General features: G+C 62.8%; 18 protein-coding genes. 6 read left to right on the forward strand and 12 right to left on the reverse strand.

The window, feature by feature from the left end; translation table 11 throughout:
* Position 1 precedes the first annotated feature (1 nt).
* Complete coding sequence (locus tag AC097A_RS08015; RefSeq protein WP_315494714.1) at positions 2-1,591, forward strand: methyl-accepting chemotaxis protein; 1,590 nt, start codon at positions 2-4, stop codon at positions 1,589-1,591.
* Positions 1,592-1,662: 71 nt separating this feature from the next.
* On the opposite strand, the gene AC097A_RS08020 is transcribed toward AC097A_RS08015, so the two are convergent.
* Genes AC097A_RS08020 through AC097A_RS08030 form a run of 3 tightly spaced genes read right to left on the reverse strand, consistent with a single transcriptional unit; the run spans position 1,663 to position 5,848 of the window.
* The gene (locus tag AC097A_RS08020; protein WP_105261043.1) at positions 1,663-2,121 is read right to left on the reverse strand and encodes a RidA family protein; all 459 of its coding nucleotides are present in this window, start codon (positions 2,119-2,121) and stop codon (positions 1,663-1,665) included.
* A 59-nt stretch (positions 2,122-2,180) separates the two neighbouring features.
* Positions 2,181-3,182, reverse strand: a complete 1,002-nt coding sequence (locus AC097A_RS08025) for a transglutaminase family protein (protein ID WP_479620436.1) — start codon at positions 3,180-3,182, stop codon at positions 2,181-2,183.
* The gene (locus AC097A_RS08030; RefSeq protein WP_479620437.1) at positions 3,182-5,848 is read right to left on the reverse strand and encodes a circularly permuted type 2 ATP-grasp protein; all 2,667 of its coding nucleotides are present in this window, start codon (positions 5,846-5,848) and stop codon (positions 3,182-3,184) included. Before AC097A_RS08030 ends, AC097A_RS08025 begins: the two co-directional genes overlap by 1 nt.
* Positions 5,849-5,977: 129 nt before the next feature.
* On the opposite strand from AC097A_RS08030, the gene AC097A_RS08035 reads away from it, so the two are divergent.
* Together AC097A_RS08035 and AC097A_RS08040 are read left to right on the forward strand one after the other, a co-directional pair.
* Positions 5,978-6,712, forward strand: coding sequence for a substrate-binding periplasmic protein (locus AC097A_RS08035; RefSeq protein ID WP_479620438.1), 735 nt, complete (start codon positions 5,978-5,980; stop codon positions 6,710-6,712).
* A 101-nt stretch (positions 6,713-6,813) separates the two neighbouring features.
* A complete protein-coding gene (locus AC097A_RS08040; RefSeq protein WP_479620439.1) occupies positions 6,814-9,333 on the forward strand; it encodes a sensor domain-containing protein in 2,520 nt (839 codons plus the stop codon).
* Here AC097A_RS08040 and AC097A_RS08045 read toward each other — a convergent pair.
* Positions 9,302-9,727 carry a VOC family protein gene (locus AC097A_RS08045; protein ID WP_105261047.1) on the reverse strand — a complete coding sequence of 142 codons (426 nt, stop codon included), beginning with the start codon at positions 9,725-9,727 and terminating at the stop codon, positions 9,302-9,304. The genes AC097A_RS08040 and AC097A_RS08045 overlap by 32 nt on opposite strands.
* Positions 9,728-9,785: 58 nt before the next feature.
* Positions 9,786-10,493, reverse strand: a complete 708-nt coding sequence (locus AC097A_RS08050; protein WP_479620440.1) for a P-loop NTPase family protein — start codon at positions 10,491-10,493, stop codon at positions 9,786-9,788.
* Between the two features lie 238 nt (positions 10,494-10,731).
* Between AC097A_RS08050 and AC097A_RS08055 the strand changes: the two genes are divergently transcribed.
* Complete coding sequence (locus AC097A_RS08055; protein ID WP_105261049.1) at positions 10,732-11,028, forward strand: RNA recognition motif domain-containing protein; 297 nt, start codon at positions 10,732-10,734, stop codon at positions 11,026-11,028.
* Between the two features lie 66 nt (positions 11,029-11,094).
* On the opposite strand, the gene AC097A_RS08060 is transcribed toward AC097A_RS08055, so the two are convergent.
* From AC097A_RS08060 to AC097A_RS08090, 7 genes are all read right to left on the reverse strand, one after another.
* Positions 11,095-11,253, reverse strand: coding sequence for a hypothetical protein (locus AC097A_RS08060; RefSeq protein ID WP_161499911.1), 159 nt, complete (start codon positions 11,251-11,253; stop codon positions 11,095-11,097).
* Between the two features lie 158 nt (positions 11,254-11,411).
* Positions 11,412-11,867: a DUF4262 domain-containing protein gene (locus AC097A_RS08065; protein ID WP_479620441.1), complete on the reverse strand. Its 456-nt coding sequence runs from the start codon at positions 11,865-11,867 to the stop codon at positions 11,412-11,414.
* A 191-nt stretch (positions 11,868-12,058) separates the two neighbouring features.
* The gene (locus AC097A_RS08070; RefSeq protein ID WP_315847983.1) at positions 12,059-12,541 is read right to left on the reverse strand and encodes a hypothetical protein; all 483 of its coding nucleotides are present in this window, start codon (positions 12,539-12,541) and stop codon (positions 12,059-12,061) included.
* A 304-nt stretch (positions 12,542-12,845) separates the two neighbouring features.
* On the reverse strand, positions 12,846-14,291 hold the full coding sequence (locus AC097A_RS08075) for an IS1182 family transposase (RefSeq protein WP_479620442.1): 1,446 nt from the start codon (positions 14,289-14,291) through the stop codon (positions 12,846-12,848).
* A 181-nt stretch (positions 14,292-14,472) separates the two neighbouring features.
* Complete coding sequence (locus tag AC097A_RS08080) at positions 14,473-15,006, reverse strand: hypothetical protein (RefSeq protein WP_479620443.1); 534 nt, start codon at positions 15,004-15,006, stop codon at positions 14,473-14,475.
* A 72-nt stretch (positions 15,007-15,078) separates the two neighbouring features.
* Positions 15,079-15,372, reverse strand: coding sequence for a hypothetical protein (locus tag AC097A_RS08085; RefSeq protein WP_479620444.1), 294 nt, complete (start codon positions 15,370-15,372; stop codon positions 15,079-15,081).
* 294 nt (positions 15,373-15,666) lie between these two features.
* Positions 15,667-19,233: a transglutaminase family protein gene (locus AC097A_RS08090; RefSeq protein ID WP_479620445.1), complete on the reverse strand. Its 3,567-nt coding sequence runs from the start codon at positions 19,231-19,233 to the stop codon at positions 15,667-15,669.
* A gap of 147 nt (positions 19,234-19,380) precedes the next feature.
* On the opposite strand from AC097A_RS08090, the gene AC097A_RS08095 reads away from it, so the two are divergent.
* Together AC097A_RS08095 and AC097A_RS08100 are read left to right on the forward strand one after the other, a co-directional pair.
* Positions 19,381-21,843 carry a DNA internalization-related competence protein ComEC/Rec2 gene (locus tag AC097A_RS08095; protein WP_479620446.1) on the forward strand — a complete coding sequence of 821 codons (2,463 nt, stop codon included), beginning with the start codon at positions 19,381-19,383 and terminating at the stop codon, positions 21,841-21,843.
* A gap of 59 nt (positions 21,844-21,902) precedes the next feature.
* Entirely contained in the window at positions 21,903-23,414 is a 1,512-nt protein-coding gene (locus tag AC097A_RS08100) for a circularly permuted type 2 ATP-grasp protein (protein WP_315480050.1), read from the forward strand.
* Positions 23,415-23,429: the final 15 nt, after the last annotated feature.

Below are 23,429 nucleotides of genomic sequence, written 5' to 3' on the forward strand. Positions count from 1 at the left end.
AATGCGTTTTGACCGACTGCGTCTGGCCACTAAGCTGTGGGCTGCGATGGGCCTGATGGTGGTGCTGTTGGCCATCATCATTGCGTTTACTGCCCTGCAGTCCCGCAAGTCCCGCGAGGCCTACGGTGCGGTGAATGCGGCCATGCTGGCGCAAATCAAGACGGCCAACCAGTGGGCGGCGCTGGTCGACGTGAACACCACCCGTGCCTATGCGGTGGTGGTTTCGGTGGACCCGGGCGTGGCCAATGCCTTCAAGGATGAAATTGCCCAGAGCAACACCAAGATTGAAGAGCTGCAAAAAGCCATTGAGGCCGCGGACCCGACCGAGGCCGACAAAGCCCAGCTCGCCAAAATCACCGAGCTGCGCAAAAAACTGCAGGACCTGACCAGCCAGACCGCGCTGCTCAAGGTCGTCAAACCCGGCGAAATGCCCGCCTTTGTGGAGACCCAGTACCGCCCGGCAGTCAAGGCCCTGCAGGACGCGCACCAGCAGTTTGTGCTGATGCAGGACGCCGCCAACGAGGCCTTGCGCGAGACTTTCGAGGCCGAGGGCCGCAAGCTAATTTTGATGTCGGCAGGGGGCCTGGTGGTGCTAATCGGGGGCATCTTGGTGGGCGCGGCTTTCTTGATCCGCTCCATCAAACAACCCCTGCTGCAGGCCAATGACCTGGCGGCCCGTATTGCCGAGGGTGACCTCAGCGGCCATGTGGACGAAACCCGGGCCGACGAGTTTGGCGACCTGATGCGGTCGCTGGCCGCCATGAACCGCTCGCTCGGCCTCATGGTGTCCCAGGTGCGCCACAGCACCGACAGCATTGCTACCGCCAGCTCCGAGATTGCCTCTGGCAACAACGACCTGGCCCAGCGCACGGAACAAACGTCGAGCAACCTGGCCTCCACCGCGTCCAGCATGGACAGCCTGACCCACGCCGTGCGCATGAGTTCGGACAACGCCCACCAGGCCGCCACACTGGCCGCCAATGCCTCCAACGTGGCCCAGCGCGGCGGCGAGGTGGTGTCGCAGGTGGTCAGCACCATGCAGCAGATCGACGCCAGCAGCAAAAAAATTGCCGACATCATCAGCGTGATCGACGGCATTGCGTTCCAGACCAACATCCTGGCGCTGAACGCGGCCGTGGAAGCGGCACGCGCCGGCGAGCAGGGCCGGGGCTTTGCGGTGGTGGCGTCTGAAGTGCGCAGCCTGGCCGGCCGCAGCGCCGAGGCGGCCAAAGAGATCAAGGGCCTGATCGGCACCTCGGTGGACAAGGTCGAGTCGGGCACCAAGCTGGTAACGGCCGCCGGTGCCACCATGCAGGAGATTGTGCAAAGCGTGCGCCGCGTGGTGGACGTGATTGGTGAGATCACCGCCGCCTCCAGCGAGCAGAGCGCCGGCATTGCCGAGGTGAACCAGTCGGTCGGCAACCTGGACCAGATGACCCAACAAAACGCCGCGCTGGTGGAAGAAAGTGCGGCGGCGGCCGAGAGCCTGCGTGACCAGGCGGCCCAGTTGGCGCAGGCGGTGGCGGTGTTCAAGGTGGCGCCGCAGCTGGCGCACACAGGCTCTTCGGGCGCGCCCTTGTTGCTGAACTAGGCAGAGCCATTCGCCCACAAAAAAGCGCTGCCTCGGCAGCGCTTTTTTCATGGGAACGCGGGGTGGTGAGCTCAGGCCACTTCGGCGATCAGCTCAATTTCCACACACGCACCCATGGGGATTTGTGCCACACCAAAGGCACTGCGCGCGTGCGCGCCCACTTGCGGGCCAAACACTTCGCCCAGCAGTTCGCTGCAGCCATTGGTCACTAGGTGCTGCTCGGTGAAGTCGCCGGTGGAGTTGACCAGGGACATGACCTTGACGATACGTGTGACGCGGTTCAGGTCGCCCACGGCGGCGTGCAGCGTGCCCATCAGGTCGATGGCGATGGCGCGTGCGGCGGCCTTGCCTTCTTCCGTCGTGGTGTTTTTGCCGAGTTGGCCCACCCAAGGCTTGCCATCTTTTTTGGCAATGTGGCCGCTGATGAAAACCAGGTTGCCGGTTTGCACAAAGGGCACATAGGCCGCAGCGGGCACGGCCACGGGGGGCAGGGTGATCTGGAGGGCGGCGAGTTTGTCGTAAATGCTCATACAAGTTCCTTTGGATAAAAAATGCCTCTGGCGCTTATGGATGCTGCGCCAGCAGCTATTTAATTGATAGCGCCTTGGGTCTGACTCTGGCCACCGCCCTGGGACTGGCTTTGTCCTTGGGTTTGGGTTTGGGAGGCCTCGGCTATGGGCGCGGAGCCGTTATTGTCGCCGCGGATATCTTCCACCGTCACCCCCACGGTCAGCGTGTGGCTGGCACCGCCGTGGATCACGCCGCGCAGCGGCGACACATCGCCAAAGTCACGCCCGGTGGCCACGGTCACATAGTCCACACCGGGGGCAAACCAGCCCCAACGGTTGTTGGTCGGGTCCAGGTCGACCCAGCGCTGGCCCTCGGGCAGGTCGCCCACATAGACGCTGACCCAGGCGTGTGAAGCGTCGCTACCCACCAGCTTGACCTCACCCGGCGCGGGCTGGGTCAGCAGGTAACCGCTGACGTAACGCGCAGGCAGGCCCATGCTGCGCAGCCCGGCCAGCATGATGTGGGCAAAGTCTTGGCATACGCCTTTGCGTTGCTCCAGCGCCTGCAGGGCGGGGGTGTTGATCTGGGTGCTTTCGCTCTCGTAAGTGAAGTCGGTGTGGATGCGCTCCATCAGGTCCACCGCCACGGCCAGCACACTGGCGCCGGCCACAAAGCTGGGCCGCGCGTAGCCGGCAAACTCCTGGCGGCGCGGCACAAAGGGCGAGGCAAACACAAACTCTGACGCCGCCTCGAAGGGCGTGTGGGCCTGGTAGCGCAAGCGGTCGCGCAGTTGCTCCCAAGGTTGCGCACTCTCGGGCCGGGCATGGGCGCTGGTGGACACGATGCTCATGGCCTGCACCTCCAGCACCGGGTGCGGCACCTGCAGCGAGAAAAAACAGCGCGTGTTGCCATACACGTCCAGCGTGTTGCGCTGCTGCGCGGGTTGCGGGCTGATGGTGAGGGCGTGGCTCAGCAGGTTTTGCCCGGCGTGCTGCAGCGGCTGCAGGTAGGCCACGTGCTGCGCCGTCTCGACCGCGGGCTGGTAGTCGTAGCGCGTGTGGTGGGTAACTTGCAGCAGCATCAGGTGCCCACACTGTGTTTGGTGTGGCCCGAGTGGGTGAAGTAGGTGGTGCTGATGTCCTCGGACACCGTGAACGCACAGTCGCTCAAAGCGTCCAGCAGGTTGCGCAGGGCCGGTGCACTGGGCTCGCCCTCCGGGGTGTCGCACAGGTGGGCCAGGTCCCAGGTGTCAGGGTTGGGCACCTGCAGCGACATGGTGCTCATTTCACCCGCCGGGCTTTGTGCCAGCTTGGCCAGGCGCCCACGCAGCGTGTGCGCCACCCAGCCCAGCGAGCGTGGGTTGTCGCGGTCCAGCACCAGCAGGTCGGTCAGTGCGGCAATGTCGCGGCTTTGCTGGTACTGGGCGTGGAAGGTGATGGTGCTGTCGAACAGCGTCAGCAGGGCTTCAAAGCCGCCATCGGTGTCTACCGCGCCGGTCTCAAAACTGCGCGCCAGCGCGCTGGCCAGAAAGTGCAGGCGCTCCACATGGCGGCCAATGCTGAGCAGGCGCCAACCGTCGTCGCGCGTCATGCGGTCCGTCTGCGCACCGGTGATGGCGGCCAACTGGTCGCTCAGGTCACCCAGCACGCGCAGGGCCTGGGCGGGGGCGTAGTCGCCCTGGGCCGCAAGGCGGGCGCTTTGGTGGAACAGGGTTTCTTCGGCCCGCACGATGGTGTGCCAGTGCTCTTGCGAGAGGCGCTCGCGCACCGTGGCCGCGGTCATTTTGAGCGCGCGCACATTAAAGCCCACGCTGGTGGCTCCCTCGGCCGAGGCCAGGCTGGCGATCAGCGTGCGCTCAAATACCCGGCGCGCCTGCACGGCGGACGGGGTGCCCGGCAGCACCAAGGTGTTGGCCACGGCCATTTGGCTCAGCCACTGCAGCAGCGGCACCGAGCTTTGTTCTTCGCCGCCCAAGCAATCCAGCGTCAGCGCGGCCAGGCGCACCGAGTTCTCAGAACGTTCGGTGTAGCGGCCCAGCCAATATAGGTTTTCGGCGGCACGGCTGGTGACCAGGCGCTTGCGCTGGGCCAGCACGGCGGGGGTAAGGGCGCTGGGCAGCAGGGTGGTGGTGTCCACCTCACCCTCGGTCAGGGCCCACACATCGGCACTGCTGCCGCCGCGCTGCATGCTGGCAATGTCGGCGCTGGTGCCGGCCACGCGGGCCAGGCCCCCGGGCAACACACGCCAGTGCGGGCGGCCTGCGGCATCCAACCCGTCCGACACGGCAAACACCCGCAGCAGGGCCGAACGCGCCACCATGGCGCTGGGCTGCCCGGCACTGGCACTGTGCCAGGTGGGTATTTGCGAGAGCGGCATGTAGGCCTGAACCGTGTGGTCTTCACTCTGGCGCATGATGCGGCCGGCCCAGGCGTCCAGCGCCGTTTGGCCCAGGGTGTGGCCCAGCACCGACTCGAAACTGGTGTGGATGCTGGAGCCGGGGTAGGTGGGCTTGATGGTGTGTTCGCGCAGGCGCGGCAGGGCTTCTTCCATGGCGCTGCGCTCGCCGCACCACCAGCTGGGCAGGGCGGGCAGACTCAGGTCTTCGCCCAGCGCATGCTGCGCCAGCGCGGGCAGAAAGCCCAAGAGCGCAGGGGATTCGAGAAACGCCGAGCCTGGCGCATTGGCCACCAAAACATTGCCCGCGCGGATGGCCTGCAGCAGGCCGGGCACGCCCAGCGTGGAGTCGGGGCGCAGCTCCAGCGGGTCCAGGTACTGGTCGTCCACGCGCTTGAGCAAACCGTGCACCGGCACCAGGCCGCGCAGCGTTTTGAGGAACAGACGCTCGTCGCGCACGATCAGGTCGCTGCCTTCCACCAGGCTCAGGCCCAGGTAACGCGCGAGGTAGGCGTGTTCGAAATAGGTTTCGTTGTAGGGGCCGGGCGTCAGCAGGGCAATGTGGGCGTCGGCCCCGGCCGGGCTGTGGGCCTTCAGGCTGTCCATCAGGGCGCGGTAGGTGCCCGCCAGGCGCTGCACCTTGAGGGCCTGGAAGGCCTGCGGAAACTGGCGTGACACAGCCAAACGGTTCTCCAACAGGTAGCCCAGGCCGCTGGGCGCCTGGCAGCGCTGGCCCACTACCCACCAGTTGCCATCGGGCCCGCGGGCCAGGTCAAAGGCGGTGACATGCAGATGGCGCCCACCCACAGGGCGCACACCGGCCATGGCGCGCAGGTAGCCCGGGTGGCCATGCACCAGCGCGGGGGGCAACAGGCCTTGGGCCAGGTAGGTTTGCGGGCCGTAGACATCGGCCATCACGGCCTCCAGCAGGCGCATGCGTTGCTGCACACCGGCTTCGATGTGCTGCCAGCTCGGCGCGTCCACCATCAGCGGAAACAGGTCCAGCGACCAGGGGCGCTGGGGGCCCTCGGCATCGGCGTATACGTTGTAGGTGACGCCGTTGTCGCGGATCTGGCGCTGCAGGCTGGCGGCCCGGGCATCCAGCTCGGCGCTGGTGCGGGCCTCCATATTGGCAAAGAATTGGCCCCAAGCCCCCGTGAAATGTGCGCGAGCAGCTATAAAATTGATAGCATTTTCGGAAGGGGCGGAGGGTTGGTTGCCGGCTTTGGGCAGCACGGTAGCGCGCAGCTCGTCAAAGTGCCCGGCGGCGGCCATGCACAGGCGGGCCCGGGACAGCACGTCGGCGTCGGTGGCGGGGCTGTTCACGGCGAGGGGGTCAAGAGAGGAATTCACTGGCCTGAGTATGCCAGCGCAGGGGGCGCCGGGGGCCTGGAACTTGCACGCAAGGCCCGTGCCGAGCCAAGTCGGGCAAAGCCCGCTACCATGCCGCGGAGAGCTGGGATCACAACCGTTGGAGACCCTATGAAACCCGTTTGGCGCGCTGTCTTGGCTGCCTGGTTCGGCTTGGGCCTGTGGTGTGGCGTTGCCTTGCCCGTGTGGGCGGCTGACTACAAGCTCAGCACCCTGGAATGGGCTCCGTATACCGGTGCGGGGTTGCCGGGCAAAGGCCTGGTGTCTGCCACCATTGCCGATGCGCTGAAGGTGTCTGGCTACAGTGTTGAGGTGCAGTTTTTCCCATGGTCCCGGGCGGTGCGTCTGGTCGACTCCAGCCCCGCGTATGTGGGCTTCTTCCCGGCCTATTACTCGCGGGAGCGCGCCGCGCGTTACCTCTACTCCGACCCTGTGGGGCGCAGCCATGTGGTGTTTCTGGAACGCAGCGACAGCCCCGTGAAATGGACGACGTATGACGATTTGCAGGGCCAGCGCATCGGCGTGGTGCGCGGCTTTGTGAACACCGAGGCGCTGGATGCGCGCATTGCCAGCAAGGTGCTGCTGTCAGAAGAGGCACCCGACGACCGCAGCAACATCTTGAAGCTGGTGGCGGGCCGGATTGATCTGGCCGTGGTCGACCAACAGGTCTACCAGCACCTGGTGCAGACCGACCCGCAGCTGGCACGTGTGGCGACTCAGCTGCAAGTGAACCCCAAGGTGCTGGAGGTGAAAAATCTCTACGTATGTTTTCAGCGCACGCCAACGGGCGCGCTGGCGCAGCGTGCCCTGAACACCGGGCTGCGCAAATTGCGGCCGGTGCTGTAGCGGCGCAAGCCCGTACAGCCGGGTTTGTGCGGAGGCCGAGTCCCCGTCACAGGCGTACCATACAGGCGTAGCCCTGAAGAATGACGAACAGGAGTTGGACCGTGACGCCGTTGCCCCAAGTACCGGAAACCGAGGTTTCCAGCTTGCGCAGTCCGGCTTTTCCGGACCGTGTACCCGAAGCGGCCCTCGCGGCCGTTGCCCCGCTTGTGGCGCACCTCTGCGCCGCCCCCCTGAGCCTGGTGTATGACCTCTGGCAACCCCCATGTCGGGTGCTGGCCCACCATGGGTTTGCCGCACCGCCCCAAGCCGGGGCCGGGCTGGCCCTGTGGGCAGCACAGGCGGGCCTGGCGGGGGTGTTTCATGTGGAAGATGCCCTGCAAGACACGCGTCTAGCCAGCGACCCTCTGCTGCTTGCCGAAGGGGTGCGCTTTTGCGCAGGCGTGGCCTTGCGCCGTGCGGACGGCCTGGTGGTGGGCTGTTTGCTGGCCATGGACCGGGTGGTGCGGCCGCTGCTGCCGGCCCAAGCCCAGGCCCTGCAAACCCTGGCTTGGCTGGTGCAGGCGCAATGGGCTGCCCCGGTGGGCGAGGCCAGCTACCGCGCCCTGGTGGAAACCCAGACAGAGATGGTCTCTCTGGCCACTGCACAGGGGGTGTTGTTGTATGTGAACCCGCAGTACGCCGCACACTTTGGCATGCAGCCGGCCGACATGGTGGGGCGCAGCCTGTATGACTTTGTGGCCGTACACGACCAACCGGCCGTGCGTGCGCAGATTGAAACGGTGCTGCGCGAGGGCGGCAACCGGCAGGGCGAGAACCGCATGGTGGCCGCAGACGGGTCGGAGAAATGGGTGTCCTGGACCAATGCCGTGCAGCACGACGCGCTGGGCACCCCTTTGCTCAACTCGGTGGGCCGCGATGTGACCGCCCAGCGCCTGGCCGAGCGGGCGCTGCAGGCGAGTGAATCGTTTCTAGAAAAAACCGGCCAAGTGGCCCGCATTGGCGGCTGGGAGATGGACATGGCGCGCCAGACGCTGGCCTGGTCCGAGCAGACCAAGCGCATCCACGAGGTGGAGACGGATTTTGTGCCTACGGTGCAGAACGTGAACGACTTCTACCCCGCCGACGCCATGGTGGAGCTGCAGGCCGCCGCCCAGCGGGCTATGCAGACCGGCCAGGCCTGGGACCTGGAGGTGCCCCTGGTCACGGGCAAGGGCCGCCAAATCTGGGTGCGGGCCCAGGGCGAGGTGCAGTTTGAGCAGGGTGCACCGGTGCGCCTGTTTGGCACGGTGCAAGAAATCACGGAGCGTGTAGTGGCCGAAAAAGCGCTGCGCGTGTTGACCACCATTTTTGACAAGACCACCGACCTGGTGGTGCAGACCGACCGGGCCGGGCGCATCAGCTACATGAACCCGGCCGTGCGCCATTTCACGGGGCTGGGGGCCGATGCGCCGGTGGGGCATTTGAGTTTTGAAGATTTCAACACCCCGCAGACCAATGCGCTCTACCAGTCCACCATATTGCCGGTGGTGCATGCCGACGGCGTCTGGCTCGGGGTGACCACGGTGTATGGCGAGGGAAAACGCACCATTCCGGTCAGCCACATGGTGATTGCCCACACCGACAAGGACGGCCGCGTGGAGCACTACTCCGCGGTCATGCGCGACATCTCGGCGCTGGTCGATATTCAGCAAGAGCTGCTGCAGCAGACCGCCACCCTGCGCTCGGTGACCGAGGCCATTCCGGCCGGGGTGGCCGTGGTGGGGGCAGACGAACGCATCAAGTTCGTCAACAGTGCCTTCGAGCGCTGGCATGGCTCACCACGCGGTGTGCTGGTCGGGCGCTATTTGTGGGAGGCCTTGGGGGCCGAAGAGTACGCACGCACCCAGCACTGGACCGCCCAGGCCCTGGCCGGCGAGACTGTGACCTACGAGAAAGAGTTTGTGGGCAGCAACCGGTCCCAGAACCTGCTGATGACCCACATCCCGCTGCGCAGCGAAGCGGGCGTGGCCAACGGCTTTGTGGCGGTGGGGCAGGACATCACCAACCACAAACGCGAGTCGGTGCGGTTGCTCAAACTCACCCAGCGAGACCCCTTGACCGGGGTGTTTAACCGTGCGGGCCTGCGCAGCTACACCGATCACCATGTGCGCGAGGGCCTGTTGCCGTCCACCGCCGTGCTGTATGTGGATCTGGACTACTTCAAGGAAGTGAACGACCAATACGGCCACCCGGTGGGAGACCAGTTGCTGCAACTTTTTGCCCAGCGTTTGTTGCAGCTGGTGCGCCCCTCTGACGCCGTGGCACGCCTAGGTGGCGACGAATTTTTGGTGGTGGTGCTGGGCATCAAGACCCTGGCCAATGCCGAGCGCGTGGCTGACAAGGTGCTCAAGGCTGCGGCGGCACCTTTCCATGTGGGCGACCTGCAGCTGCAGGTGGGCGCCAGTGTGGGCATTGGCCTGGGCAGCGCCACAGAATCCGGGGGCTGGGATGCCCTGATTGCCCGTGCCGACGGCTGTTTGTACGCCGCAAAAAAAGCCGGCAAAGGCACGAGCCGCGGGCCGCGGGAACTGGCCGCCGCACCTGAGGCGCCTAACGCGCAAATAGCTGGCCCAGGTCCTTAAAGGCCTTGAACTCCAGTGCGTTGCCACAGGGGTCCAGCAAAAACATGGTGGCCTGTTCGCCCACTTGGCCCTGAAAACGGATGCCAGGCTCCAGCACAAACGCGGTGTTGCGGCTTTGCAGTCGTTCGGCCAGCGCATGCCAGGCCTCCCAGGCCAGCACCACGCCAAAGTGCGGTACCGGCACATGGTGGCTGTCCACCTCGTTGGTGTGGGCGTGGGTCTGCGAGTCGTTTTTGGGCGCCAGGTGGATCACCAACTGGTGGCCAAAGAAGTTGAAGTCCACCCACTGCGCGCTGCTGCGGCCCTCGGCACAGCCAAACACCTCGCCATAAAACTGGCGCGCCAGCGCCAGGTCGTACACAGGAATGGCCAGGTGAAAGGGTTGAAGCGACATGGTGGTTTTCCTTGGTGGGGGAGGCAGGTGTAGAGGCTGGGGCAGGGCGAATGCGGCTTTAGCCCAGTGGCAGCGTGTCGAAGGTGGCGTAGCTGTTTTTGAGCCAGGTCTTTACCCGTTGGCGCTCCAGCAGGCCCAGCGTGTCCTCGCCGTCCTTGCGGTGAATCGCCGCCCAGAAGCTGGCGTTCTGCCGGTCAATCTTGCGCATGCTGGCCTCGTGCAACTGGGCCAGACTGATCACATGGCCGCCCAGGGCCACCGCTTTTTTAAGGGCGGAGGAGTCATCGAGCTGCGAGAAATCGGTGCCACGGCCCTGGTTCTTCACCACGATGTAGTTGGGTCCGGCGCCATAGGTAGCGACCAGCCGGTCCAGCAGATCCACCGAATCTTTGCCCGCATCGGCCACGTGCCAGAAGTTCACCGTCACGCCCAGGCTGGCCATCAGCGAGACCAGGTCCGAGTCTTTCACCCAGCGCGCCAGCGGCGCCGCAGTCTGCGCTGCCAGGTCCACGATGACATTGGGCGGCAGGCCCACCACCGGTTCTTCTTCAAACACACCGGCAATCAGGTCCAGGCCCTCGTAGGTGTCCACCACCACCGGGGCTGCGTAGTCCGCATAAAAGCGGGTGAACGAGGTGTGCGAGCGGTCCGTGTCAAAACCGGTGAAGGCGCGCCCCTTGTCGATGAAATACTGGGCCAGCACGCGGGCCACGACCGATTTGCCGACCCCGCCTTTTTCGCCGCCAATGAAGTTGATAGAAGACATGAAATTCCTTAGGTGAGTCCCCAGAGTATGCAATTTGTATGCAAGCCGTAGGACGGTGCCGATGGCTTCGTCACGGCGATGGGCCCACTCGGCGGCAGTTTTATAAATTTAAATAATAAAAAACAATATTTTTATATTCAAAAGATACAATTCATCCCGGTGTTTCACCGGCATTTCGCTTCCCCCGCGCTGCAGCGCCACTTGGTGGCCCCGCACGCTTCTCTAGAAAGGCTCTGACATGAGCAGCAAAATTTACGTGGGCAACTTGCCCTATTCCGTTACCAACGAAAGCCTGCAAAGCAATTTCGGCGAATTTGGTGACGTGACATCCGCCAAGGTCATGATGGACCGCGACACCGGCCGCTCCAAAGGCTTCGGTTTTGTGGAAATGGGCTCCCCCGAAATGGCCCAAGCCGCCATCAATGGCCTGAACGGCCAATCGGTGGACGGTCGTTCCATCGTGGTGAACCTGGCCCGCCCCATGGAACCCCGTGGCGCCTCTGACGGCTACCGCGGTGGACGCAGCAGCTACTAAGCCGCACGCGTTCCCCCAAAAAGAAGGCCCCTTGATTGGGGCCTTCTTTTTTTGTCCAAACATTTCCTATTTGGTCGGTGTCTCGCTGCTGGGCACCACAGGTTTCTTTTTGGTGAACTTCAGCGCCGCCGCCGCCAGCTTTTGCTTGCGCTCCTGGTTCAGCCGCTCCAGCTCGTGGTGCGTGCTCTTCTTCATGTTGGGATCTTTGCCGAATACGCCTGCCATAGTGATGTTTCCTTTGGGGGCAGTCTAACTGGCTTTGCTTGTGCGGCTACTTGCGGGAGGCGGGTCGGTGCTTTGTTTTGTTAGGCGCGCAGAGGCGGTTTAAGACTGACTGCAGACTTTCGCGGCGCTCCATAGCGGTCTTCAGTGTTGGAGCTTTCCTATCCAACTTTCGCAAGCACAGGCTGCCATTGGAGAAATGATTCTGGTGCATCGTCCGTCCATGGCCAAACTCCTTTGGTCGTTGGATAAATGACTTGCAAGACCTGGAAGTTTCGACCGCCATAGAAATCAATATCTTGTCCAAAATATTCGTCATAGACCGAATGTGGAACCGCCCCGATACATATCTCAAAGCCTCCAAGAAAGCCGTCGTAGTATTCCCCAACCTCGAACCGTTCGCCGCCACGGACCCGATTGTTGTATTCGTTCACGATAGAGTGAGCCATTGGTTGCTTAAGGCCTATAACCACAACTTCGGGTGCTCCTGTTTCCTGCTGAATTCCGATGGAGTATGCAAAGGGCGGAAGATCTCCCTCCGCGTCGAAAACGTGCATAACACTGCAACCATACTTGGCGATGTCCTCTTTGGTCCTTTGGTCTCCTCCGTGCTCCATTCGTATCCTTAATCGAATAATTGATGTGTGGTTACTGAACACTACAGCTGTTTAGTCCCCGCACGCACAGGTCCGCTTCCGCGCCAGAGTCGAGGCAGTCTACAGACTGCTTGCAGACATTTGACGCGCCCCGAAGCGGTCGTTTCCGTCGAAATCAAGTGGCGCCGAAGGCGTCTGCCTTGAGCGATCAGTTAAACACCTGCATGATTTGCGGCTTTCAGCTTGAAGCTAGTGACTTCTGTGATGAAAAAAGCCCAAGGTACGCAAAACATTGCGGGAATCATCAGCAAACCCGCCGGAACGCCGGACCCTGCCTTCAGCGCCATGCTGAGGAGAAAGACGAGAACAGCAAGCGAGAAAGACCAGAATCCGATGTAGCCAAGCGCCTTCTGAAATCCAACGAATGAAGCCGGTGTTCTCTCCTTTTTCACAATGAAGAGCCAAGTTCGTCGTAGGACTAGAAACATCGTTGCGTATCCGATAACCAGAATTATCGGACGTGGCAAAAGTCCGATCAGCATAGGCGGAAGCAAAGACCCAAACGAGGATAGAAGGGATAGAAAGGTGTCATACGGAATTTGAACCTTCAGCGGCGACAACAAGGAACCGATAAGCCAACGGAATGTTGGGAGTGCAACCAAGGCCGCGCAGAAGAAATAGGCAATGGATCTCATAGACTCTTGTCGTTTAACGTTGGTAAAAATAGCGACAAACCCCGCAGTCTGCCAACCCCGATTCTGGCGATTCAGTCAGGCCCTGAATATCCCCTATTCGGGTGAATTTCTGAAGGTCGGCTTCCGCCGCCTAGTTGAGGCGCCTGCAGACTGAGCCTGTGTGGAAACTCATTTTATGGACGCAGGCGCGGTGCAGTTGGATGCTTAAGAATCGATTTTTCGCTTGATGCGCCAATGAGTCAACTCAGAGGCAGCTCAATCGCTTCTCAAGGTGTTTTTCAGGGCTATTTCGATTGGCAAAGGGTCATGCCCCTGCCAACCTGATCGCCCTCATCATCCCCGGCATCCCAAGAATCGCCATCACTCGGCGCAGGTTGTAGGCCAGTATGTGCAGACTGATCTCCGTGCTGACGTGGGCTAGCCCCTTCATCGTGAAGTGTGTAGCTCCCATCCAGGACTTCAGCGTGCCAAACACATGCTCCACCGTGCAGCGCCTGAGCTTCATCTTGTCTCTACTGTTGTCGATGCGCTTCTGCATGGTGTCCAGAACGGCCTCATGCTCCCAGCGCTTCACTCTGCGTTCTTTGCCCGTGGTGCAGTTGGTCTTTTGCAGGCAGCTCCCACAGTGCGATGACCAGTAGGCATACATCTTCATGCCGTCTTCGGTGCTGGTGCTACGGTAGGGCAGGCGTTGCCCTGCGGGACATAGGTACTCGTTGTCTTTGGCAATGAAGACGAAGTCCAGCTTGCTGTACCGTCCCTCAGCTTTGCTGCTGGAGGTCATGGGCTTGGGTACATACGCCTTGATGCCTTCGAGTTCGCACGCCCGTATCTCCGTACTCTTGAAGTAGCCCCGGTCTGCGATGGCTTGCAATGCGCCATCGCCAGTGGCCTCTCTCGCCTGAATTGCCATTTTGGCTAACTGCCCCCTGTCACTGCCGCTGGTGATGACTTCGTGGGCAACGACCAAGTGATGCTTTGTATCCACTGCCGCTTGTACGTTGTAGCCCACCAGTCCTGTGCCAATGCGGCTGGAGACCATGGACCTGGCTTCTGGATCGGTTAACGAGATTTGGGCATCGGGCTGCTGCTCCAGGCGCTTGCCAATGTCGCGTAGCTCTTGCATCTGTTTCTTGAGAAGCGCGATCTTGTCCCGCAGGCGTTGTGTGTTCGTCTCCATCTCTGGCTGTTGGGTGCGGTCTGCAGTTTCCAGCTCCCCCAGGTAGCGCTCGATACTCGCATCGACTTGCTGCATGCGCTGTTCCAGCTTGTGCTGGGTGAAGTTCTTGTCGCGGTTGTTGACGGCCTTGAACTTGCTGCCGTCGATGGCCACGATGACTTGGGAGAAGAGCTGGAGTCGGCGGCACATGGCAATAAAGCGTCGGCAGACGTTACGGATGCCTGTGCCGTTGTCGTGGCGGAAGTCAGCAATGGTTTTGAAGTCGGGGGCCAAGCGGCCCGTGAGCCACATCAGCTCGACATTGCGCTGGGCCTCGCGCTCCAGGCGGCGGCTGGATTGGATGCGGTTGAGATAGCCGTAGATGTAGAGCTTCAGGAGCATGGCCGGGTGGTAGCCCGGACGTCCTGTCGCAGCGGGTTGCATTCCTTCAAAGCCCAATTCGGCCAGATTGAGTTCGTCTACAAAGATGTCAATCACGCGGACCGGGTTGTCTTCCCCTATGAAGTCATCCAGACACTCGGGCAGCAAGGTGACTTGCTGGCGGTCGGCTCCTTCTATGAATCTCGGCATCGCCCATCCTCCTTGCAGTTGGATAAGGCATAGCAAAAATCAGGCAAGATTCAAGGGCGTTTCCACACAGGCTCGACTGACTGCAGACATTCGGTGCGCTTCGAAGCGGTCGTTAGTGTTTGAGATGAGCGGCTTACGCGGCGAGCGCCTCCAGCCTTGGCACATGTGCCCGATTGATGGGTTAGGCACTCGCAGACTCATAGTGTCGGACGTTCGCCTTTACAAGCTCTTTCACTTCGTCCACAGTTCCTGTATTGAGCGCTTCATCGGGCCACCAATAAAACACCGATGGCGCGCTAAAGACCAGAATGCCCCCGCTCAAACGTGTTGCCTTAGTGAACGCCGACCACTGTAGAGCGGATTGAGATTTTGGCGTGCTGATAAACACACCAGAATCGGAAACACCAATACGAATGTCATCCCCATAAAAGGAAGACTTCTGCAGCCGACGCTTTAGGAAGAAGTAGTCAAGCCTGGGACCCTGAAGCAAAAGAACCAAGAAAGTCGAAATCACAACAGCAATTAGGATCAATGGAACAGCTTGGCCACTCGCACTTACTACCCCGTAAACGATGATGGCTAGAAGTAACGCGAGCCCCAAAGCACAGATCACCTTCGTGAGGAGGAACCAAGGGTAGACACGCTTTTGCCTTCGATAACGATCCAGGCTGCTCAGGACATAGTCCTCGTTGTAGGTTACTTGGTATTCATTCATGTGGAATTAAACGCTCGTCATGAGTGGGTCATAAAAACTGAAAGCGGGCATCAACTTGCGCCACAAGTTATCTCACCAAGACCTGATACCCAAGAGTTGACTTCCGATTACATAGACCAACAGAACTCCTACTGCGATAGGGACCGCCTTAAGGGACAGTAGATTGGGCATGCCTCTTCCTTTAATAGCGCGGAAAAAATCAACTAGAGCAAAAGCGACGATAAAAATGCACCCAACTCCAAAGACGATTTTCATACCCCTCCCGTCGCCATTGCCGGTTATTGCAAACAACGCCGCTCCGTACATGACCGCCAAGTTCACCACCAAGAGAACAACAATTTCAACTATTGAGATGAACTTTCTCATGCGGCTCTACCTTGGTTCATTGAATTGAAAGTACGAATCGACGGTTCGCAGTCAACGTCGGCTTCCGCCGCAAAGCGGCCGTGACGCACAGTAGTCCGTCTTTCGTTAGGGTACCAAATACCTCACCCCAGAGCTGGTGGAATGGCTCCCCGCCGATTTCTGGGCGTTTGACAGTATGAGGCGGGGGGCCGTTCCCCCAGCTCTGCGCCCACACCTCACACCAAAGCATGCTATCAATACAATAGCTGATTGCGCATACACAAAAAGGGCTAGAGCCCTATTTGGCTTAAAAACTCACCCCCGTCGCAAATCCCGCGTAAACGGAAACTCTTTGCTGCCCGCCACGTTGATGGTGGCCGGTGGCACCACCAGCTTGCCGGGCGTGTGGCCCATGGCGGCGAAGCGGGAGAGGCGGCGGCTTTCGGCTTCGTAGCCGTTGACCGGGAAGGTTTCGTAGTTGAGCCCGCCGGGGTGGGTGACAAAGTACTGGCAACCGCCCAGCGAGCGTTTCATCCAGGTGTCCACAATGTCAAACGTGAGCGGCGCGTGCATGCCAATGGTGGGGTGCAGGCTGCTGGGTGGGTTCCAGGCCTTGTAGCGCACGGCGGCGACAAACTCGCCCACGGTGCCTGTGCTCTGCATGGGCAGGGCCTGGCCGTTGCAGGTGACCACGTAGCGGCTTTCGTTCAGGCCTGTCACACGCACCTCGATGCGCTCCAGGCTCGAATCCACATAACGCGCGGTGCCACCGGCCGAGCTTTCTTCGCCCATCACATGCCAGGGCTCCAGTGCGTTGCGCAGCGTCAGCTCCACACCCGCGGCCTTGACTGCGCCGATCAGCGGGAAGCGGAACTCGTAGTGCGGCGCGAACCAGCTCGTGTCAAACGCGTAGCCCGCCATGTTCATGTCGGCGATCACGTCATCAAAGTCCATTTTGATGAAGGTGGGCAGCATGTAGCGGTCGTGCAGCTCGGTGCCCCAGCGGGTCACCGGCGCCTTGTACGGTGTCTTCCAGAAGCGGGCGACCAGCGCACGTAGTAGCAACTGCTGCACGCTGCTCATATGCGGGTGCGGTGGCATTTCAAACGCACGCAGTTCCAGCAGCCCTAAGCGACCCGTGGCCGAGTCGGGCGAGTACATCTTGTCGATGGAAAACTCGCTGCGGTGGGTGTTGCCGGTCACGTCGATCAGGATGTTGCGCAGCGTGCGGTCTACCAGCCACGGCGGCATGGTCTGGCCATACAGCTCGCGGTTTTTGTAGATCTGCTCGATGGCGATTTCCAGCTCGTAGAGCTGGTCGTTGCGCGCTTCGTCCACACGCGGGGCCTGGCTGGTGGGGCCGACAAACATGCCGCTGAACAAATAGCTCAAACTCGGGTGGTTATGCCAGTACAGCAGCAGGCTGGCCAGCAGCTCGGGCTTGCGCAAAAACGGGCTGTCGGCCGGCGTGGCGCCGCCCATCACAAAGTGGTTGCCGCCACCGGTGCCGGTGTGGCGGCCATCGGTCATGAATTTTTCGGCCGACAGGCGCGACTCGAAGGCCGCGTTGTACAAAAACTCGGTGTTGTAGACCAGCTCTTTCCAGTTGGTGACCGGGTGGATGTTGACCTCGATGACACCGGGGTCGGGCGTGACTTGCAAGAGCTTCAAGCGTGGGTCGCGCGGGGGCGGGTAACCCTCCAGCACGATTTGCATCTTCAGCTCGGTGGCAGTGGCCTCGATGGCGGCCAGCAGGTCCAGATAGTCTTCCAGGCGCTCCAGCGGCGGCATGAAGATGTACAGCACGCCGGACTTTTCACCCACGGCTTCGGCCTTGGGGCCACTGGCGCGGCGCGGGTCGCGCACTTCCACACACAGTGCGGTGCGGGTGATCCAGTGGGCGGACTCGAAGCGGTTGGGCGCTTCGGCGTAGCGGGCGGGCTCGGGCTGCAGGGGGCTTTGCGCGTTGGCGGCCACGGCGCTGACAGCCGGGCCCTTGGCGGTTTGCATTTTGCGGCTGGCTTCTGCCGTGGCCAGGTTGCCCGCCAGGTAGGGCAGGCCGCTGGGCGACACGCTGCCGCTGGGTGTGGTGGCCCTGCTTGGCGCACCGCTTGCACCGGGTGCATAACGCGCGGCAAAACTGGTGTGGGGCGGCAACTGGCCGCGCGCTACCGTGGGGTCGCGCTCCACCAGGTAGGGAAAGTCACCCTCGCTGACCCAGGGCAGCGAGTCCAGCGGCAGGCGCAGGCCCATGGGCGAGTCGCCGGGCATGAGGTACATGCGCTCGTCGCGGAAGAACCAGGGGCCGGTGGTCCACTCCGGGCCGGTCAGGCTTGGATTCATGTTCTGGCCGCTGAGGCTGGGGTTGCCACTAGCGCCCACCTTGAGCGGCAGCACGTAGCCAACCACGGAGTCCAGCTTCTGGCTGAAGACGCGGCGCAGGCGGGCACGCTCCATCTCATCGTCCAGCTTGGAGGTGAAAGGGTCCACATTGACCGGCAGGCGGCGTTCGCGCCACAGGTAGTACCAGGTGTCCTCGTAACCGGCCTGCACGTACTTGTCGGTCAGGCCCAGCTTGCCGGCCAGCGTGCGGATGAAGTAGCCCGCGTCTTCGGCCGAGTAGTGGGTGGGGGCGCGTTCGTCGGTGAACAGGGCTGGGTTGCCCCATACCTTTTGCTTGTCAGCGCGCCAGTAAATATTCAAGGCCCAGCGCGGCAACTGCTCGCCGGGGTACCACTTGCCCTGGCCAAAGTGCAGAAAGCCGCCCTGGCCATATTCGTCGCGCAGCTTGTGCACCAACTCGGTGGCAAAGCCACGTTTGGTGGGGCCCAGGGCGTCGGTGTTCCACTCGGGCGCGTCGCGGTCGTTGACTGCCACAAAGGTGGGTTCGCCGCCCATGGTCAGGCGCACATCGCCGGCCAGCAGGTCGGCGTCCACCTGGTCACCCAGCTTCATGACCGAGGCCCATTGCTCGGGCGTGTAGGGCTTGGTGACGCGGGGCGATTCGTAAATGCGGGTGACCTGCATGTGGTGGCTGAACTCCACCTCGCATTCGTCCACGCCGCCTTCGATGGGCGCGGCACCGCTGGGCTGTGGCGTGCAGGCCAGGGGAATGTGGCCTTCGCCAGCCAGCAGGCCGCTGGTGGCGTCCAGGCCGATCCAGCCGGCGCCGGGCAGGTAGACCTCGCACCAAGCGTGTAGGTCGGTGAAGTCGACCTCGGTGCCGCTGGGGCCGTCGAGCGATTTCACATCGGGGGCGAGTTGGATCAGATAGCCCGAGACAAAACGCGCGGCCAGCCCGCAGTTGCGCAGCAGCTGCACCAGCAGCCAGGCCGAGTCGCGGCAGGAGCCAGAGCCCAATTCCAGCGTTTCCTCCGGCGTTTGCACGCCGGGCTCCATGCGGATGGTGTAGTCCACGGACTTGTGCACTAGGGTGTTGAGGTCGACCAAAAACAGCACGCTGCGGCGTTTGGTGCGGTCGATCTTGTCGAGGTAGGCCTGCAGCAGCGGGGTGACCGGGTCGGCGGCCAGGTATGGGGCAAGTTCTTGTTTGAGTTCGGGCGCGTAGGTGAAGGGAAATTCCTCGGCCTCGGGCTCCAGAAAAAAGTCAAACGGGTTGTAGACCGCCATTTCCACCACCAGGTCTACGGTGACCTTTAACTGGGTGGTTTTCTCGGGGAACACCAGGCGGCCCTGGTAGTTGGCAAACGGGTCTTGCTGCCAGTTGATGAAGTGGGTGCTGGGTTCGACCTTGAGAGAGTAGGACACCACCTTGCTGCGGCAGTGGGGGGCGGGGCGCAGCCGGATGACTTGGGGGCCGAGATTGACCAGGCGGTCGTAGGTGTAGTGGGTGACGTGGTTCAGCGCTGCGTGAATGGACATGGGCCGTTCTCTCGGTAATCTCACACTGGGATGCCGGTGCAGCGGTTGCCGCACCGGCCCCATACTAACAATCGGGTTTGACGCAGGGCTTCAAGCAAGTCCCGCGCCATGCGCTTTAGCCCTGTGGGGGCGGGTTAGCATGGCGCCATGTTCTCTGCCGCCCACCGCACCAGCGCGTGGCCCCGCACGGTGTTTGCGGTGCTGCTGGGCTGGGTGTTGGGTGCGGCTTGGCAGCTGCAGCAGCCTGCATTGTGGCCACTGTGGGCTTACATGCCTTTTGTGCTGCTAGCACCCGTGGTGTATGCGCAAGCAGCTCCTGAAAAGATAGCAAAAATCATCCCTAGACCCATCCCCTTTGGGCTGGCGCCTGCGCTGGTGCTGCTGGCCGGCATGGCGTTGGGCTGGGGCAGCACGGGGGTGCGGGCGGTGCTGTTTGCCAGCATGGCGCTGGCCCCGGCCCTGGAGGGGCGCGACCTGCGCGTGACCGGGGTGGTGGAGGGCCTGCCGCAGACCACGGAGGCCGGGCTGCGCTTCACGCTGCGCGTGGAGCAGGCGCTGCTGGAGGGGCGAGACGTGCCCGTGCCCACGCGCATGGCCGTGGCTTGGTATGCCAGTGGTTACGCGCTGCTGGGCGAACAAACCGCTCTGCAACGTGTGCCGGCCCCGCTGCAAGCGGGCGAGCGCTGGCAACTGACCCTGCGGGCCCGGGCGCCCCATGGCAGCATGAATCCACACGGGTTTGACTACGAGCTGTGGCTGTGGGAACAAGGCCTGCAGGCCAGCGCCTATGTGCGCGCCGGCCCCAAAGACCCCGAACCCCAGCGCCTGGGCCAGACCTGGCAGGCCCCGGTGGCGCTGGCCCGCCAGGCGCTGCGTGACCGCATGCTGGCGTCGGTGGAAGACCGGCGTGCCGCCGGCCTGCTGGCCGCGCTGGTGGTGGGCGACCAGGCCGCGGTGGACCGCAGCGATTGGGATGTGTTCCGCGCCACCGGCGTGGCCCACCTCATCAGCATTTCTGGCCTGCACATCACCATGTTTGCCTGGGGCGCGGCGTTGCTGACGGGCGCCGTGTGGCGGCGCTCGCGCCGGCTGTGCCTGGCGTTACCTGCCCCGTCGGCTGCCTTGTTGGGCGGCTTGCTGCTGGCCTGCGGCTACGCGGTGCTGGCCGGCTGGGGCGTGCCTGCGCAGCGCACCTGTCTGATGCTGGCCACCGTGACCGTGCTGCGCCTGGCCGGTGCCCGCTGGCCTTGGCCGCTGGTGTGGATGCTGGCCTGCGCCGCCGTGGTGGCGCTGGACCCGTGGGCGCTGCTGCAGCCGGGTTTTTGGCTCAGCTTTGTGGCGGTGGGGGTGTTGTTTGCTACTGATTCAGGAGCTGCTCGCGCAGATTCCACGGGTGCTAGGGGCCGATTTTGCTTAAAAATCTGGCATCTGCTGCGGGAGCAGTGGGTGATCACGCTGGCGCTGGCGCCGCTCAGTTTGTTGCTGTTTGGCCAGCTCTCGCTGGTAGGGCTGGTGGCCAATCTGCTGGCCATTCCCTGGGTCACCTTGCTGCTCACGCCGCTGGCGCTGCTGGGGGTGGTGTTGCCAGCCGTCTGGGGGCTGGCCGCACAGGCTACTGAGCTGCTGTGGTGGTGGCTGAGCGCGCTGGCCACCTGGCCCGGCGCCACGCTCACCTGGCCCTTGCCCCCGCTGGGCTGGGGGCTGCTGGCCGTGGGTGGCGGGCTGTTGTGTGCGCTGCCGGTTCCGTGGCACTTGCGCGCCCTGGGGCTGCCGCTGCTGGTGCCCTTGTTGCTGTGGCGCCCCGCGCTGCCCGCGCCTGGTGCATTTGAGCTGCTGGCGGCCGATGTGGGGCAGGGCAATGCAGTGCTGGTGCGCACGGCCCGGCATGCGCTGCTGTTTGACGCCGGGCCGCGTTACAGCCTGGAAAGTGATGCGGGCCACCGCGTGTTGGTGCCGCTGCTGAAAGCGCTGGACGTGCGGCTGGACACCGTGGTGCTGAGCCACCGCGACACCGACCACGTGGGTGGCGCGGCCGCCGTGCTGGCCATGCAGCCACGGGCCGCCTTGCTGAGTTCTATCGAACCCGGCCACCCGTTGCAGCAGCTGCGCCCAGCGCAACGCTGCGAGGCGGGCCAGCGCTGGGTGTGGGACGGTGTGCCGTTTGAGGTGTTGCACCCGCAAGCGGCGGACTACGCACAGTCTGCCAAACCGAATGCCCTGTCGTGTGTGCTGCGCATAGGCACGGGCGCCGGTAGCGCGCTGCTGGTGGGCGACATTGAGGCCGCACAGGAAGCGCGCCTGGTGCAGGCCTGGCAGGGCACAGACCACCTGCGCGCGGCGGTGCTGCTGGTGCCGCACCACGGCAGCAAAACATCGAGCACGCCCGAATTTCTGCAGGCCGTGGCGCCGCAGTGGGCGCTGGTGCAGGCGGGTTACCGCAACCGTTTTGGCCATCCAGCTGCGCCCGTGGTGACCCGATATACCGTGGCGCGCATCAATTTGGTGTCATCGCCCCGTTGTGGTGCCATGCGCTGGCACTCGGGGCAGCCCCAAAATGTGGCGTGTTCACGGGAAGATGATCGCCGCTACTGGCATCATCTTGTGCCATAGTGGTGCACGCTTTGTGTGGCCCAAAGTTTGCATAGACGGTATCCAGAGAGGTCTTATTCATGCAGAAGTTCGATGAGATGTACACCCAGCTTCCCTACGAGTTCTTCACTCAGGGCGAGCAGATACGAGACCACTACAAAATTTACGACGAATGGCTGGCGCGCCAACCCGGCGACATGATGGCCAAACGCCGTGAAGAGGCGGAGATGATCTTCCGCCGCGTGGGCATCACCTTCGCCGTTTACGGCGAGAAGGACGAAGACGGCGCCGGCACCGAGCGCCTCATCCCGTTTGACCTGATCCCCCGCATCATCCCGGCGCACGAGTGGTCCAGCATGGAGAAGGGCCTGACGCAGCGCGTCACCGCACTCAACCGTTTCATCCATGACATCTACCACGACCAAGAGATTCTGAAAGCCGGCATCGTGCCGCGCGAACAGATTGAGGGCAATGCCCAGTACCGGCCCGAGATGGTGGGTGTGGATGTGCCCAATGGCATTTATTCGCAAATCAGCGGCATCGACATCGTGCGGGCCCCGGACGCCAAGGGCAACGGCGAGTACTACGTGCTGGAGGACAACCTGCGGGTGCCCAGCGGCGTGAGCTACATGCTGGAAGACCGCAAGATGATGATGCGGCTGTTTCCCGACCTGTTCAGCGCGCACCGCGTGGCGCCCATCGCCCATTACCCCGACCTGCTGCTGGAAACCCTGCGCGCCAGCAGCCCTGCCACCACGGCGGAGCCCACGGTGGTGGTGCTCACGCCCGGCATGTACAACAGCGCCTACTTCGAACACGCCTTTTTGGCCCAGCAAATGGGTGTGGAGCTGGTGGAGGGGCAGGACCTGTTTGTGAAGGACAACTTCGTCTACATGCGCACCACACGCGGCCCACGCCGGGTCGATGTGATCTACCGCCGCGTGGACGATGACTTTTTGGACCCCACGGTGTTCCGCCCCACGTCCACGCTGGGCTGCGCGGGCCTGCTGGGCGCCTACAAGGCGGGCAACGTGACCATCTGCAACGCGGTGGGCACCGGCATTGCGGACGACAAGTCCATCTACCCCTATGTGCCCAAGATGATCGAGTTCTATTTGGGCGAAAAACCCATTCTGAACAACGTGCCCACCTACATGTGCCGCAACAAGGACGACCTGGCCTACACGCTGGCCAACCTGAAAGACCTGGTGGTGAAAGAGGTGCACGGCGCGGGCGGCTACGGCATGTTGGTGGGGCCTGCGGCCACCAAGGCCGAGATCGAAGACTTCCGCAAAGCGGTGGAGGCCAACCCCAGTGGTTACATCGCCCAGCCCACACTCAGTTTGTCCAGCTGCCCCACGTTTGTAGAGAGTGGCATTGCGCCGCGCCACATTGACCTGCGCCCCTATGTGCTGAGCGGCAAGACGGTGCAGATGGTGCCCGGTGGCCTGACGCGGGTGGCGCTGAAAGACGGCTCGCTGGTGGTCAACAGCAGCCAAGGCGGCGGCACCAAGGACACCTGGATTCTGGAAGACGATGCGCCTGCTGTGGCCACCGTCACGCAGACCCCAAGCCAAACCCAAAAACAATAAGCGAACTGCGGAGGA

The sequence above is a fragment of the Rhodoferax sp. XS2R6 genome, from assembly GCF_056521365.1.

Coding starts and splice junctions, on each gene's coding strand:
- AC097A_RS08070 (WP_315847983.1), bottom strand. CDS start 12,541: ATGAGATCCATTGCCTATTTCTTCTGCGCGGCCTTGGTTGCACTCCCA.
- AC097A_RS08020 (WP_105261043.1), bottom strand. CDS start 2,121: ATGAGCATTTACGACAAACTCGCCGCCCTCCAGATCACCCTGCCCCCC.
- AC097A_RS08075 (WP_479620442.1), bottom strand. CDS start 14,291: ATGCCGAGATTCATAGAAGGAGCCGACCGCCAGCAAGTCACCTTGCTG.
- AC097A_RS08100 (WP_315480050.1), top strand. CDS start 21,903: ATGCAGAAGTTCGATGAGATGTACACCCAGCTTCCCTACGAGTTCTTC.
- AC097A_RS08055 (WP_105261049.1), top strand. CDS start 10,732: ATGAGCAGCAAAATTTACGTGGGCAACTTGCCCTATTCCGTTACCAAC.
- AC097A_RS08090 (WP_479620445.1), bottom strand. CDS start 19,233: ATGTCCATTCACGCAGCGCTGAACCACGTCACCCACTACACCTACGAC.
- AC097A_RS08025 (WP_479620436.1), bottom strand. CDS start 3,182: ATGCTGCTGCAAGTTACCCACCACACGCGCTACGACTACCAGCCCGCG.
- AC097A_RS08085 (WP_479620444.1), bottom strand. CDS start 15,372: ATGAGAAAGTTCATCTCAATAGTTGAAATTGTTGTTCTCTTGGTGGTG.
- AC097A_RS08095 (WP_479620446.1), top strand. CDS start 19,381: ATGTTCTCTGCCGCCCACCGCACCAGCGCGTGGCCCCGCACGGTGTTT.
- AC097A_RS08080 (WP_479620443.1), bottom strand. CDS start 15,006: ATGAATGAATACCAAGTAACCTACAACGAGGACTATGTCCTGAGCAGC.
- AC097A_RS08015 (WP_315494714.1), top strand. CDS start 2: ATGCGTTTTGACCGACTGCGTCTGGCCACTAAGCTGTGGGCTGCGATG.
- AC097A_RS08065 (WP_479620441.1), bottom strand. CDS start 11,867: ATGGAGCACGGAGGAGACCAAAGGACCAAAGAGGACATCGCCAAGTAT.
- AC097A_RS08045 (WP_105261047.1), bottom strand. CDS start 9,727: ATGTCGCTTCAACCCTTTCACCTGGCCATTCCTGTGTACGACCTGGCG.
- AC097A_RS08050 (WP_479620440.1), bottom strand. CDS start 10,493: ATGTCTTCTATCAACTTCATTGGCGGCGAAAAAGGCGGGGTCGGCAAA.
- AC097A_RS08035 (WP_479620438.1), top strand. CDS start 5,978: ATGAAACCCGTTTGGCGCGCTGTCTTGGCTGCCTGGTTCGGCTTGGGC.
- AC097A_RS08060 (WP_161499911.1), bottom strand. CDS start 11,253: ATGGCAGGCGTATTCGGCAAAGATCCCAACATGAAGAAGAGCACGCAC.